General features: G+C 58.9%; 10 protein-coding genes. 1 reads left to right on the top strand and 9 read right to left on the bottom strand.

Annotated elements, in window-relative coordinates; all coding sequences use genetic code 11:
- Positions 1–50: 50 nt before the first annotated feature.
- The 6 genes from SGJ19_08050 to SGJ19_08025 form a co-directional block, all read right to left on the bottom strand.
- Positions 51–356, bottom strand: a complete 306-nt coding sequence (locus SGJ19_08050; protein MDZ4780188.1) for a hypothetical protein — start codon at positions 354–356, stop codon at positions 51–53.
- 151 nt (positions 357–507) lie between these two features.
- Positions 508–2,898 (bottom strand): DEAD/DEAH box helicase family protein, encoded by a 2,391-nt coding sequence (locus SGJ19_08045; GenBank protein MDZ4780187.1) that lies wholly within the window; start codon positions 2,896–2,898, stop codon positions 508–510.
- Positions 2,899–2,941: 43 nt separating this feature from the next.
- Complete coding sequence (locus SGJ19_08040; protein ID MDZ4780186.1) at positions 2,942–3,832, bottom strand: HNH endonuclease; 891 nt, start codon at positions 3,830–3,832, stop codon at positions 2,942–2,944.
- A gap of 1 nt (position 3,833) precedes the next feature.
- Positions 3,834–3,998 (bottom strand): hypothetical protein, encoded by a 165-nt coding sequence (locus SGJ19_08035; protein ID MDZ4780185.1) that lies wholly within the window; start codon positions 3,996–3,998, stop codon positions 3,834–3,836.
- A gap of 15 nt (positions 3,999–4,013) precedes the next feature.
- Positions 4,014–5,021, bottom strand: a complete 1,008-nt coding sequence (locus SGJ19_08030; protein MDZ4780184.1) for a restriction endonuclease subunit S — start codon at positions 5,019–5,021, stop codon at positions 4,014–4,016.
- Positions 5,018–6,484 carry an N-6 DNA methylase gene (locus tag SGJ19_08025; GenBank protein MDZ4780183.1) on the bottom strand — a complete coding sequence of 489 codons (1,467 nt, stop codon included), beginning with the start codon at positions 6,482–6,484 and terminating at the stop codon, positions 5,018–5,020. The genes SGJ19_08030 and SGJ19_08025 overlap by 4 nt, the downstream gene beginning before the upstream one ends.
- A 396-nt stretch (positions 6,485–6,880) precedes the next feature.
- Here SGJ19_08025 and SGJ19_08020 point away from each other — a divergent pair, with 396 nt between their 5' ends.
- Complete coding sequence (locus SGJ19_08020; GenBank protein ID MDZ4780182.1) at positions 6,881–7,861, top strand: PEP-CTERM sorting domain-containing protein; 981 nt, start codon at positions 6,881–6,883, stop codon at positions 7,859–7,861.
- 390 nt (positions 7,862–8,251) lie between these two features.
- Here the strand turns inward: SGJ19_08020 and SGJ19_08015 are convergent, their stop codons facing one another.
- From SGJ19_08015 to SGJ19_08005, 3 genes are all read right to left on the bottom strand, one after another.
- Positions 8,252–9,844, bottom strand: coding sequence for a hypothetical protein (locus SGJ19_08015; GenBank protein MDZ4780181.1), 1,593 nt, complete (start codon positions 9,842–9,844; stop codon positions 8,252–8,254).
- A gap of 175 nt (positions 9,845–10,019) precedes the next feature.
- A complete protein-coding gene (locus SGJ19_08010) occupies positions 10,020–11,516 on the bottom strand; it encodes an SBBP repeat-containing protein (GenBank protein MDZ4780180.1) in 1,497 nt (498 codons plus the stop codon).
- Positions 11,517–11,647: 131 nt separating this feature from the next.
- On the bottom strand, positions 11,648–14,159 hold a 2,512-nt coding region (locus tag SGJ19_08005; protein MDZ4780179.1), incomplete at its 5' end, for a protein kinase.

Genomic DNA, 14,159 nt, shown 5'->3' with positions numbered 1-14,159 from the left:
AGTCCTCAAACGTATGGCCTACGGCTACCGAGACGACAACTACTTCTTTCTCAAAATCCGCCAGGCTTTCCCCGGAATTGGGTGAAGAACCATTTTTTTTTGGCGACAAACCAGCCGCTGGAATCCCCTTCGATGATTCGTGCAACGCTATGTCCCGCGGCGCGAATATCGCCCGGTTGACGCGGAAAGTCCGTGTTTCGATTTGCGTAGAGGAGCCGGCTGTCAGCAAACAGGATCACTCCTTCAAAAATAGAAGCATCGTAAATCTGAATAACTGAACGATCGCGTCCTTCGGCTATAAACCCAAGTGTATCGAATGCACCGCCGTTGATTTGAAGTCGTGCATCGACGTTCAATCGAATTCCGCCGTCGCCGCTGAAGATTTGCCATTGGATTTCATTGGATAACGTCCCCGGGAGTGGAACTGCGTTCGATTGCAATTCTACCGCGGTGGCGCGAGTTCGTCCCGTGATACCCGTCGTAGCAGGGGCAGAAAAGTCCGGCGGATCACACTGCTTTCAGATAAAGATACTTCTGGAAGCCGTTGAATACATTGCCGATTTCCTCCGGCTTGCCGAGGTCTGCGATCGCGTCGGCGATCGCGTTGTTGTATTTCAATTTCAGGAGCGGCGAGAGCTTTTCCATGTCGAGTTCGTGCACGCCGACTTTGACGTATTGGGCGAGCACAAAATCGAGGAATGCCTGCCGTTTGCTGTCGAAGTGAGTCTGGATTTCCAATCGCGCGCGGGCGGCGCGTTCTTCTCGGGTCAGCGGCGCTAGCGCAAAGGCCACATGCGCCAGCACGTCGAAGAGATCGCTTTTTTCGGCGTCAATGATTCGCTGGAGCTCGGCCATTTGGTCGCTGCCGAAGCCTTTTTCCGCCAGCCCTTCCAACAACTTCGCTCGGGTGTCCGGCGAACTCCAGAGCGCCCGCAGTTCGGTCTCGTCCTTAAAACACTCCGGGAACTTGCCGTACAAAGTCTCCATAAACTGCTGCGCCGACATCGGCGTGCCGTCCGGATGCCAGAAGCTCGTCGCCAGCATATGCTGAATCGTTCGGACTTTGCCGTCGGCCAACTTGATCTTGATCCGCTTCTTTTTCGACTTCTCGCATGCGCACGGCGCCTGGCCGCAGGTATCGCATGCCGTCGGCGGGCACTCGCACGGGCGCTGGCCGCATTTTGCGCAAACCTTTGGCGGCGCCTGCGCACAGGCGCAGGGATTCTGCCCGCATTTCTCGCAAGGCTCTTCCGCCAGCGGTTCGCCATCCCATTCCGGGTCGCTGAAATGGTGATGCGCTTTGACGAAATCGTAGATCGTGAAGTAGTCTTTGCCGTCATACAGTCGCGTGCCGCGGCCGACGATCTGCTTGAACTCGATGATCGAGTTGATCGGACGCATCAGGACGATATTCCGTACGTTCCGGGCGTCGACGCCGGTGGAAAGTTTCTGCGAAGTCGTCAGGATCGTCGGGATGTTCTTCTCGTTGTCCTGGAAATCGCGCAGGTGCTGCTCCCCCAACGCTCCATCGTTGGCCGTGACGCGCACGCAATAGTCCGGCTCCTTGCTCGTTTTGCATTGATTGATCAGGTCGCGCACCGCCAAGGCGTGCTGTTGGTTGGCGCAGAAGACCAGCGTCTTTTGCCGCTGATCGATCAGCTCCATGAACAGCTTCACTCGATACGCCTCGCGTTCCTTGATCTCGATGATCCGGTTGAAGTCCGGCTCTTCGTACCGCTTGCCGACTTCGACGTCCCCTTCGATCAACTTGTCGTCGGGCGTGTAGACGTACTCGTCGAGCGTCGTCTGGATCTGCTTCACCTTGAACGGCGTGAGAAAACCGTCGTTGATGCCGTCCTTCAGTGAGTAGACAAACACCGGCTCGCTGAAGTAGGCATAGGTGTCAACGTTGTCCTTTCGTTTCGGCGTGGCCGTCAGACCAAGTTGCACCGCCGGGGCGAAGTATTCGAGGATCGCGCGCCAGGTGCTTTCATCGTTCGCGCCGCCGCGATGACATTCGTCGATCACGATGAAGTCGAAAAAGTCGGGCGGATACTCGCCGAAGTAAGGCGACGGTTCGCCAGCCTTGGGCGGGCCACTCATGAACGTCTGGAAGATCGTGAAGAACAGGCTGCCGTTCTTCGGCACGCGGCCTTTCTTCTTGATGTCGCTCGGTTCGATTCGGATCAGGGCGTCCTCGGGGAATGCCGAGAAGGCGTTGTAGGCCTGGTTCGCGAGGATGTTCCGGTCGGCAAGGAACAGAATCCGCGGTCGGCGCGATGGTTCCCGACTCAAGTTCCAACGGCTTTGAAACAGCTTCCAGGCGATTTGAAACGCGATGAACGTTTTGCCGGTGCCGGTCGCCAGCGTAAGTAGCATCCGCTGTTTGCCGGCGATGATCGCTTCCAGCACGCGCTCGATGGCGATGTCCTGGTAGTACCGCAAATCGTAATAGCCGCCGCGGTCTTCGAAGGGGATCGCCGCGAAGCGGTCGCGCCAGGCATTTTCGTCGGCGAAGGTCCGGTTCCAGAGTTCCTCCGGCGTGGGATAGCTCGTTAGCTCCCCCTCGGTCCCGGCGCGCATGTCGATGCCGTAGAGACCCTGTCCGTTCGTGGAATAACTGAAGCGGATCGCCAGCTTTTGAGCGTACTGCTTGGCCTGCGCCACGCCTTCGGTGAGGGCTTCGTCCCAGGCCTTGGCCTCGACGACGGCGAGTTTCGTGTTGCGGTAGATCAGCACATAGTCGGCCGTGAGCGCCTTGCCGCGCCGCCCATAGCCTTCCAGGCGACCCTGTGTAATGGGAAACTCCCGCCGCACCCGGCTCCCCTCGACGACGCCCCACCCGGCGGCAGCCAACGCCGGATCGATATACTCGGCACGGGTTTCGGCTTCGTTCATGGAGCAATCGCAGTAAGTAGTCAAAGATGATGTCGACTAATTCTCAATGCCTTCGCCGCAGCTTTCGTACGATCGCCCTAAGTTTGACGAAGTCAGACCGCACACCGTCCATGCGATGGATCATCCTATGACAGTTTGCGCACACTGTAGTCAAGTCTTCAAGTCGCGTCACCGTCGTACTTGTTAGCCTTCCCAGAGGCACGAGGTGATGCGCCTCTGCGAAGTCTTTTCCAAGAGGACCGTAGAGTTCTTCGAAACACAAGCCGCATACTTGGCAAACGTAACGGTCGCGTAGCTTGCATTCAGTTGCCAAAAGTCTGCTGCGCTCGCGCTTCAGATGGGAGGCGACTCGCCTCCGATTTTCACAGCGCGGGAACACGTCGTGCTCGTCGTCAGGCGGGCTCGCAAGCGGCAGCTCTCGGGCCACGTCTTCGAAAAAGGCAACTGCTCGACGACGGAATGCGGATCCGCTCTGGTCGCGGTATTGAGTCGTGTCGAAGATTCCGTAGTATGTTTCCCCGCCGGGATAATACTCCAGGATCGGCACCTTAAACTCAGAGCGAGGTAATGGCTCGGTTAATGCAAAATATCCATTCACCATTGTTTCCTTCACGCCAATCTGACGTACCGGCCACAGCCTCCGAGAAACTCGCCGCTTGATTTGGTCGATCGTTGCCTTCATTGGCGCACGAAAGCCCGCATAGAGTTTCCGATCGTCGTGGCAGGCGAAGCGATCGAGCCAAACATCCAACTTCGCTTGACCCGGGCCGAGGTCGCCAATAACGACAGCCCAGCCATCGGAGTTTGTCCGGCTCGATCTAGATGGCACGCGGATACGAAGTTGGGTTCCGCCGCTACGGGCTTTCAGATCTTGGGCGATCTTTCTCGCAATTGCGAGCAGCCATTTCTTGTCCTGCCGCAACAGTCGTGCCATCTTACAGCTCCCCGCTAAATGCCCGGTGCAGCAGCGATTTCTTAAGCTCGTCCAGGGCGGCGAGCTTTCGTTGGTATAGAGATTCGAGGCGTTGGGCTTCCTTCGAAAGTGATTCGAGTGCCACGGCAATTCGCTTCTGGTCTGCAAGTTGTTCGGGCAACGCCATCGTCAAGGCACTCCATTATGACTTGCTGATGATTGGCAATGTCGCCTGTGCCGAACTCGAAATTACAAGTCGCTGAAATGTCTCAGTGCGCATCTGAAAGTACAGGAACCTGTAGTATGCGTCACCGAATGGAACGAGTGCATTGACTTGCTGGTTCGTCGTTATATCGCGATCGCACAAACCACATTTTCCGATGGTGGCTCCAATGCACACCATAACGACCGACTCGGCCGGAACTTTACGAGCTTCCGACAGACCTTTCTCCGAGAGTCCGTCGTTCTCATAGTTCAGCGACCCATCCGCCTTGAAATCCGCTGGTTTCACGAAAGGTATGAAGTCGCCAAAGTACTCTCTCACAGAGGTCTTCGGCGTGGTGCCAGTTTGCGTCCTGCCAATTTCGCCAAGCGTCTTCTCCACCCAACCGTCACCACGTCGAGTAAAGACCGCATTCAACTCACTCTCAAACAACTCCCGGGCATTCCGAAGGTTCTTCTCGGCGTTGGCTTTGGCGGTGGCGATGCCGGCAAACGCTTCGTCGAGGATGCCGACGATACGCTGCTGTTCGGCGATTCCTGGAAAGGACAATTCCAAAGATTTTAGCAGCGTCGCTTTGATGCCCTTGACGGTAGCGCCTGTGCCCCTTTCATGAATTCGCATCTGCATTGCGTCAGACAGTAGCGAGTATTTGAGAAATGCACCGTCAACGATGGAGTCGCGTGGCGACAAAATGATGATTCGCTGGGCGAACACTACTCGCTCGTCTGTTTCTAGCTGCGCGACGTTACCAAGTGGTGCTTCAGTCGTAAAGATGACGTCGCCTTTCTCGGGAATCCCCCGAGTCATCCAAGATTCGTATGTGCTTGGACATACGAACTCAAGTGGTTCATCTTGAATGAATCCCATCTTTACGTTTTTTGCAGTGATTAGCCGCAGACCATCTTTAGTCTTCTTTGGCGTCTTTCCCCGGTAGTCAATAAATCGACACAGGTCTCCCAATCCCCTCGACTCCCATTTGCTTTTCATAGCAGCCCCCGAATCCCCGCCAACACCAACGCGCTCTCCGCGTCCAGTGCCGCGATTTCGTCTATGATCGCTTCCGGGGTGCGATGGATCACTTCCTCGCCACCGTCGGGATTCTTCGCCGAGAGGTCGAAGGTCGTCGGGTCGATCGTTTTGGCGTCGACCGTCCATGATTTTGGCGAGTCGGCGTTCGTCTGTTGCAACTCCACGAATTCGGTCAGGTCGTCGTCGTTGAGCGGGTTGGTTTTGCCGAGGCTGCGGCCGGGGTCGAGTTGGTAGTACCAGATCTTGCGGGTCGGCGCGCCCTTCTCGAAGAACAGCACCACAGTCTTCACGCCCGCGCCCTGGAACGTGCCGCTGGGGCAATCGAGCACGGCGTACAGGTTGCAGCTTTCCAGGAGCAGCTTGCGCAGGCTGACCGAGGCGTTGTCGGTGTTGGAGAGAAACGTGTTTTTGATGACCACGCCGCCGCGGCCGCCGGCTTTCAGAATCTTGATGAAGTGCTGCAAGAACAGGAACGCGGTCTCGCCGGTGCGGATCGGAAAGTTCTGCTGGACTTCCTTCCGCTCGCCGCCCCCAAACGGCGGATTGGCCAGCACGACGTCGTACCGGTCCTTCTCCTGGATATCCGCCAGGTTCTCGGTGAGCGTGTTCGTGTGGATGATGTTCGGGGCCTCGATGCCGTGCAGGATCATGTTCATGATCGCAATCACGTAGGCCAGCGACTTCTTCTCTTTGCCGTAGAAGGTCTTCTCCTGGAGCGTTTTCCAGTCCTTCGTCGTGAGCTTGTGCTTCCGCTCCTTTTCGTTAGTCAGGTACTCGTACGACTCGCACAAAAAGCCGGCCGAGCCGACGGCGCCGTCGTAGATCCGCTCGCCGATCGTGGGCTTCACCACCTGGATGATCGCGCGAATCAACGGCCGCGGCGTGTAATACTCGCCGCCGTTGCGGCCGGCGTTGCCCATGTTGCGGATCTTGGCTTCGTAGAGATGCGAGAGCTCGTGCTTCTCGGTCTGCGAGCGGAACCGCAGCTCGTCGATGTGATCGATGATTTCCCGCAGGTTGTAACCGGACTGGATCTTGTTCTTGATCTCGCCGAAAATCTGCCCGACTTTGTATTCGAGCGTATTCGGCCCGGTGGCCTTCTGCGTGAAACCGTGCAGGTAGGGAAACAGCTTCCCGTTAACGAAGTCCCGCAGATCATCGCCGGTCTGCGCCTGGTTGTGATCGATCTGCCCGTCTTTACCCTTCGGCGCGGCCCAGCTCTCCCAGCGATACGGCTTGTCCAGGATGTAGCCGTACTTCTTGCCGTGCAGGGCCGCTTCGTCCGACCTGTCCTGCTCCAGCCCATCGAGATACTTCAAAAACAGCAGCCAGGACGTTTGCTCGGTGTAATCGAGTTCGGTGGTACACCCGGCCTCGCGCCGGAGGACGTCGTCGATGTTTTTGAAGGCTTGTTCGAACATGTTGGGAGAGTAATCTATTCGGCCGACGGGAAGCGAGCGGACCCAGAATACGGCGCACCACCGCGGTTTAACAGGTCGGATCAGCCGGAAAGTTGCCTTTCGTGCGCCGTCTAACTATCCTCGGTGACGACTCCCCTGATAAACCGATTTTGCAACTTTGAGAAAGTCACCATGAATGCCGCTCGACGCGTGTACGCAACCGTCCTACTGATCATTGCGGCATGCCATGCTGCTTCGGCGCAGGCCGCAAAGCCTTTCTTCCTGGGCCTTGGCGACCTGCCAGGCGGCGACTTTAGCAGTGTCGCGAATGGTATCTCTCCGAATGCATCTGTGGTGGTCGGGGCAAGCCGTTCGGCCGCTGGCCAAGAAGCCTTTCGATGGACAATAGAGGACGGTATGTCGGCCTTAGGCGACTTGCCCGGCGGCATCCACGAAAGCCTGGCCGCGAACGTCTCCAATGACGGTGTGATTGTCGGCGTAGGTTGGTCGGCGAACGGTTTGGAAGCTTTTTCATACGCGCCGAGCGGTGGAATGTCCGGCCTGGGCTTTCTTCCCGGCAGTCAACTTCGATCGGCTGCCTTTGCCATCTCTGCTGATTCGTCGACGATCGTTGGGGCCGGGCTCAACGCCGACCTAAATCATGAGGCATTTCGATACACGCCACTCGATGGAATGGTCGGACTTGGAGATTTGCCGGGCGGCGAATTCGAAAGTGCGGCAATAAGTGTGTCGCATGACGGCTCGGTCATCGTTGGTGAAGCACGGTCGGCGCTGGGGATCGAGGCATTTCGTTGGACCGCTGGTGATGGGATGGTCGCGCTAGGCGATCTCCCTGGCGGAGGATACTTGAGCGTGGCATCTGACGTGTCCGCCGACGGTAGCGTCATCGCGGGATATAGCAGCGCTTTAGAATCCCAGGGGAGTATGCTCAACGAGGCCTTCCGTTGGACGGCCGAAGAAGGCATGTCCAGGCTCGGACATATCCCCGGTGGAATCGAGAGCCTTGCATTTGCTGTGTCAGCGGATGGGCAGACGATCGTCGGCTCGGACACGCCTCCATTTTCGACAGGTCCAGTGGCAACTGTCTGGCGGCAGAATCGTGGAATGCAATCACTCCGAGACGTATTGATCCAAGAACATCTGCTGGCAGCGGAGTTATCTGGCTGGCGGCTAGTTACCGCCTATGACGTCTCAGGAGATGGGACGATCATAGTGGGCCACGGCTTCAATCCCTCCGGAATTGACGAGGCCTGGATCGCCCGCGTGCCGGAGCCAGCGACGCTTGAAACGACCCTCGTGTTCGTGCTTTGCGTTACCGCGATTGCCGTCCACCGCGGAAGCCAAGTTCGCCGAAGCAACGAACCAATCCGTCAGTAACGACAACAGCAACTAATTGCTGGAATTCGGGAATTTTAGGGGCGCTTGCCAGCCCCCGCAATCCAGGCCTTTCCGGTAAGCCGGCCGTCGGTTTCCCCATCGACCGGCAGCCAACGGGACTTCTGCCGCATCAACTGCGCCGGATTCTGCGCCATTTTCGACGCCACCCCTCGTTTTTTCCGAAGAACACCGGTGGTGTTCGATTCCTGTGCGGGACTAATTTCGACGGCTCCCGTCGTTCTGTTACATGAAGAAACATACGGCGAGCCACCTACGACGGGCGCGCCGCCAGCGAACTAATACTTCCGCCGACGCAGCGCGGAATTGCCAAGAGAATGCCGCCTGACCAATGCAGGTTGGCCAGGCGGCCGCAACTGTCGCGATGATCCCTCATCGCGATCGACGATTGCGTTTGGTCGTGGCCAGTTCCTCGCAGATCATGGAATTAAAAACTTGGTCGACGGCTGAGAGACTCGCCGTTCGCTGGTCGAGTACGGTGGACGCGTTGACGCCTACCGTTCCAGCAAATTCAATTTCCATCGCCTGGAAAGCGCGATCCGCCAGCGCCGGCCGATCGGCGATGCCTTGCCGGTTGCTGTTGGCAACTCCCAGGTTATTACGCACTGCATTCAGGTCCGCCAGATCGACTGCTCCGTCTCTGTTCGCGTCGCCAAGGACATTGCCGGTCTCACCAAAGTGATTGCGGACGTTGTTCAGGTCCGCGAGGTCAACCTGGCCGTCGAAGTTGGTGTCGCCCGTGACTTGCATTGCCAGATAGGCGACCGATTGGCCAAAGACTCCCTTGCTACTGCCGTCGCGTCCTTCGGCCGTCCAGATCAATGTTGCTTGCCCCAGCGGACCGAGGCCGAGCGCCGGCGCAGTCTGATCCGCCGCGCTCCACAGGGGCGAGTGGATTTCGGCGCCAAAGGGCACGCCGGTATTCGCGACTTCGCGCAGCACGACTTGCGGAGACGTCGCACCAACACTGTTGTCCATCCAGGCGATCAACGCGTTCCCGTCGCTGTCGACGGTCAGAGCACTGAAGCGTTGATCGCCGGTGGTCGTCGTATTGACTTGGGCGGGAGCAGATAGCGGAACCCCTTGCACGCTGAATCGTCGAACAACGACGTCCCAGCCACCGCCAGCGGCAGACTCGACCGACCATGTCGCGAGCAAGCTGCCGTCGGCCGCTGTGGCGATTCTCGGCCAGCGATTCATCGCGTCGGCTGTTTCGCTGACTAAAAACTCGTCGCCCATTTGTGCCCCCTCGGCGCTGAAATGCTGCGCGCGAATCTCCGACCTACCTGCGCGATCGTCAGTCCAAGCCACATAGAAGGACTCGCCCAACACGCTTGACGAAACAACCGGGTCGAATTGATTGCCGACCGTTGTTGAATTGACGAGAAACTCATCGCTCAGGGGCACTCCGTCCCCAAAAAAACGCCTCGCTTTGATGCCGTTGAAATCGTCGTCCCCCAGCAAATCAGCCCAGGTCACGACAAATTCGCCGTCCGCGGTAAAGGCGACTGCCGGCGTGCGTTGGTGATAGGCTTCCGTCTGGTTCACTTGAAACACTCCACCGCTGGGCTGACCGCCTGGATCGAAATACCGTCCAAAGACGCCTTGTCCGCTGCCGTCGAGATGCTCGTAGGCGGTCCAGACAATCACGGCTTCCCCGCCCGCCCCTACGGCGACCGAGGAGTAGCGGGCCTTGCCGAGAGGTTCGTTCACGCGGATTTCGCTCTCCCGCGGTTCTCCCGAGGCCCAGAATCGACGCATGTAAACGGCTTCCGCTCCTGCCTGGCCGGCGCTGGTCCAAGTGGCAATGAAATTGCCTTCGGCATCAGCGGCCACGGCCTGCGGCGATTCGGGCCAAGTACGCTGGCTGCCGGCCGTGAACTGGTTGACCGGAAAAACATCGCCGAGCGGGGACACCGACGGTAACGCGCGCAGTTCGAGCGATTCAATCAACAGGCGACGCATGGAAGGTACTCTTGGTAAAGTTGGAATGCGCAGGGACGAACGCTTTCAGGTCTTCAGTTCGTCGCGCTCTAGCACGCGAAAAGGCTTGGCGTGAATTCGCCTTAGAAAGGCCGACGTTGACTGAATGGGCCGCCGGGATCATTTATCCCGGCGGCCATTGGCCGGTGACCAGGCATCAGAACTGCAGAAGCTTCAAGAGAAACCCGTCGCTGCCTCCCGTGCTGGTCAGTGTACTAATCGAGTCAGCATCGGGATTGAAATCGACGGTGTTGTAAAAGTACCCCGCGACATGCACGTTTCCGCCGCCGTCGACCGCGATGCCTCGGGCCCAATCATTCCCTGTCCCGCCGACGGAAACCGCCCATTGGTACGCGCCCGTGGCGCTGAACTTGGTCACAAAGACGTCCGTGCCTCCGTTGCTCGTCATCACGTTGGTTCCGGCGCCCGGGTCGAAGTCCGTCGTGCGGTTGAAAATGCCCGTGGCAAAGACGTTACCGGCCGAGTCCAGGGCAAGACCCATGACGCCGCCCCCTCCTTCAACGCCGCTCCCGACTTGTTGCGCCCATACCAAGGCGCCTGCCGAGTTGAGCTTGGTGATGAATCCGGGGCCGGAGTACGCGCCGGAACCGCCCGGTGGGAATACCCACGTGGGCAAAACGTACGTTCCATTGCCTGGCTTGAAGTCGACGGAACCGTAATAGGAACCACCGACAATGATATTGTTGGCGCCGTCGACGAGGAGGTCGTTGCACTTGCTGTACGACGCGGACGTCTGGCTGGCAAACGTGCTGACCCAGCCGTAGTTGCCGGCCGCGGTCAACTTGAGCACGAAACCGTTGTCGTTAGCTCCGGCATTGACGTTTTGCGTGCCAGCGCCTGGGTCGAAGTCCACTTTCCCGCTAAATCCTCCGCCCACGTAGACATTGCCGGCGGCGTCGGTGTCAATTCCGTTGCCAACGGCATCGGCCCCGCTAGCGCCGCTGATTTGCTTGGCCCAGAGTGGCGTGCCACTGGCGCTGAATTTTTCGACCTGAAGCTTGGTGGATGTACTCCCTGCGGTGTACACGTTGCCGGCGCCGTCGACGGTGATTCCATTGACGATCTCCGCGTCGGCGGCTCCCCAGCGGTTGGCCCAGAGCACGGTCCCATCCGAGCCGACCTTGGCGACGAACCCGTCCTTGGCGGCGCCGCTCGTCAGGGTGAACGCGCCGAAACTGATCGTCCCCGTGAAATCGCCGCCGAGATAGAAGTTGCCGCTCGTGTCGGTCGTCACCGTCCGAGCGACACCACTGGCGCCGGCCGCGCCCAGCATCTGATTGGCCCACAACAACGCGCCGTCGGGCGCATATTTGGCGAAGTAGATGTCGTTCGTGCCGCCGGCCGTGAGCATGTCAGTGTCGCCGACGTGCGCGGCGGCGCGGTCGAAGTCCACCGTACCGGAAAAGAAACCGGACATGATCGTGTTTCCCGCCTGGTCGGCGGCAAAGTCCTGCGCGGCGACATCGATTGCGGCAGCCCCGCCGAACGAAGCCGAAAGCACCGTCCGGTCCTCCATCCGCTCGAAGCCGAGTCGGTGTACGCGGCGACCGGCCCTTCGTAGTGGCGTGGTCGCCTGCGGATTGCCGAACAGGCGATGGGCGTAGCGGGACCAGACAGACGTGGAGGCACGCATGGATTACTCCTGGCGGCCTGCGTAAAATGAAAACGCCTATCGCAGCGCGCAGACCGTGCGCCGCGGGACGTACTGGCCGGTGAGCAGTCTGGTTAGCGCCGCTCGCTCACCGGCCGGGTTTTTTTGAGAACTTAAGGTTGGGAAGTCGGTGGTGGGGAATCTGTGGACTCCACCGGCTTGGCGCGACTGGCCTCCAACGCTTGTCGCCACTTGGCCGCCTCGTCCGGCTTGTCCCACTCGGTGTAAAGCTCGATAAGGCGCTCCAGCGTCTCATTCACGCGCGCCTTCATCCAGTCGTCTCGCTCCTCGACTCTCGTGTTGAGGTCCGCAAACGCCGTTTTCAGCAGCGACTCCGCCTCCAATAACTTTTGTTCGGCGGCGCCGGGATTGGTTTGCTTCAGCCCGTGCGCTTGACCTGTCAATGCGCCCGAGAGCTCCGACATACGAACGAACGTGTCCGAGTTGTAATCTTGCTGTCTTTCGGCCTCGTTCAGAGACTCGCGCAGCAGTTGTTCCGCTTCGTCGTACTTCTGCTGGCCGAGTAAGGCCAAGCCGACGTATTCCATCGTCCGCAGTGTACTGCTATGGGTCAGACCCTTCGTCGTGCGCATCAATTCTAGACTCTCGCGCAGCAGCGTTTCCGCTTCGTCGTAGCGTTGCCGAACGAGCAAGGCAAAGCCGAGGTCGGTCATCAGCTCAGTATCGAGCGCGAGGGCGGCAGGCTGCGACTCCAGCATCGGCTTGGCGAGCGCAATGTAACGGTCCATGTCCTGCGCCGCGTCGACCTCCATGCCGATGTACTTGTGGAAATAGTATCGCCATTCGAAGGCGTACAACCGCGCGGAGTCGCTGGCGGCGAAGATGACGGCCGCCGAATAGTCAGCCTCCGCTTCTTTTAGGCGACCGAGCTGTCGAGCGAAGCGGCCGCAGGTGATAAACGATTCAACTTGTCCCCCAGTGAGAGCGGTGCGCTCCGAGCCCAAGACCTGATCGGCGAGCGCCAGCATACTGTCCGCATCCCGCCGAGCGTCGTCTGTCCGGCCGATCGACTGATAGAAAGTGCCCCGTCCCGCGTAACGACTCAGCCGAACATCGTCAGAAGGAGCCTCCTTGATAGCCGCCGTATAGTCCGCTTCCGCGTCCTCCATTCGACCGAGTGCTTGGTTGCACTCGCCATGATTCCAGAGAGAGTAACTATCATGCGGACGCACGGCGAGGCAGGCTGTAAAGTACCCGATCGCCTCGGATTCTTGGTTGTTTTGTTCCAGACAGAGACCGAGAAAGAATAGTGATGGGTAGTGATCCGGCTGCAGTCGAAACGCCGCCCGAAATAAACGTTTCGCTTCTTGATTGTCTCCCTCTTCTTTAGCCCTACGTCCAGTGAGAAAACAATCCAAGGCGGTCTTGGCCGTAGCGGTCCGAAAATGTTCGTCGTCCTGCTTTGCCGCCTGTTCGTCCTTCAATTGCCGGTGGGCTTGTCCGCGCACGAGCCAGAAAGCTTTCGTCGGCTCGTGGAACAAGCGAGCTTGGTCGAGAATGGCAAGAGCTTCTTGGGGTTCCTTCGACACTAATTGAGCAACGGAATAGTAGGCCAGCGACAACAATGTGCTGTAGGCGTTCTCCTGCACGCTCTCCTTTTGCATGGGTGACAGGTAGGACGCGTTGAGACGATTGATCCATTTCGGATCGTTGGCGACGCCATACACGGCGAGAGCCTCGCGCGCAAATTGATTGGTATGGTATGTACCGTCGTTTGTGCGGGCCAGCGCCATGAAATTGCCGAACCGCACCAGTTCCGCCTTGCGGGCGTCCAGCTCCGCCGCGAGTTCATCCACCTCGGCGGCCGTTGTCGAGAGGGCGGAACGATGTTTGCCGAGCCGGGCTCGGGCTTCGACTAGGCTCAGCCCGGCGAGGGGCAAGTCGCCGGCTTCGATGGCAGTTCGCGCCGACGCCATTGACAGGCCTACTTGCCCGACGATTTGCCGTTGGGCTGAAACCCGTTGCGCGTACATCGCGACGCCGAGGACTGTGACCGCGGCGATCATGAGTGACGTCAATGTCACCGCTGTGACATGACGTCGTGCGGTCTTGCGCATTCGCTTGAAGAGTGAGGGCCGCTTGGCCTTGACCGGCTTATGTTCCAAGAACCTCCGCAGATCTTCCGCCACTTCCCGCGCCGTGGCATACCGATCATCTGGATTCTTCTCCATCGCCTTTAAGACGATGGTTTCCAACTCCTCCGGAATCGCGCGGTCCAGCTTGCGCGGCGTGGTCGGTTCATCAAACGCGATTTGGCGCAAAGTTGCTTCGCGGTCCGGGCCGGGAAACGCAGGTTGCAAGGTCAACAACTCATACAGCGTCACACCCAGCGAATAGATGTCGGTCCGGTGATCGACGGTGATGCGTTTCGCGAGCGCTTGTTCCGGGCTCATATAGCGGAGCGTGCCGACCAGGTCGCCGGTCATCGTCATGCTGGCGCCGCCTTGGTTGCGGGCGAGGCCGAAGTCCGTGATCCAAAGTTTGCCGCGCTCGTCGAGCATCAGATTCGACGGCTTGATATCGCGATGCACGATGCCCATCTGGTGCGCATGATCGAGCGCCTCGGCAGCCTGAATGCCAATCTCAGCGATGCGGCGAAAGCGT

Source organism: Planctomycetia bacterium (assembly GCA_034440135.1).
Lineage (GTDB): Bacteria > Planctomycetota > Planctomycetia > Pirellulales > JALHLM01 > JALHLM01.
This window is presented reverse-complemented; position numbering and strand designations above follow the sequence as displayed.

Excerpts from the sequence above, each read along its gene's own strand:
- SGJ19_08045 (MDZ4780187.1), bottom strand. The coding sequence starts at position 2,898 with ATGAACGAAGCCGAAACCCGTGCCGAGTATATCGATCCGGCGTTGGCT.
- SGJ19_08040 (MDZ4780186.1), bottom strand. The coding sequence starts at position 3,832 with ATGGCACGACTGTTGCGGCAGGACAAGAAATGGCTGCTCGCAATTGCG.
- SGJ19_08035 (MDZ4780185.1), bottom strand. The coding sequence starts at position 3,998 with ATGGCGTTGCCCGAACAACTTGCAGACCAGAAGCGAATTGCCGTGGCA.
- SGJ19_08030 (MDZ4780184.1), bottom strand. The coding sequence starts at position 5,021 with ATGAAAAGCAAATGGGAGTCGAGGGGATTGGGAGACCTGTGTCGATTT.
- SGJ19_08025 (MDZ4780183.1), bottom strand. The coding sequence starts at position 6,484 with ATGTTCGAACAAGCCTTCAAAAACATCGACGACGTCCTCCGGCGCGAG.
- SGJ19_08020 (MDZ4780182.1), top strand. The coding sequence starts at position 6,881 with ATGTCGGCCTTAGGCGACTTGCCCGGCGGCATCCACGAAAGCCTGGCC.
- SGJ19_08015 (MDZ4780181.1), bottom strand. The coding sequence starts at position 9,844 with ATGCGTCGCCTGTTGATTGAATCGCTCGAACTGCGCGCGTTACCGTCG.
- SGJ19_08010 (MDZ4780180.1), bottom strand. The coding sequence starts at position 11,516 with ATGCGTGCCTCCACGTCTGTCTGGTCCCGCTACGCCCATCGCCTGTTC.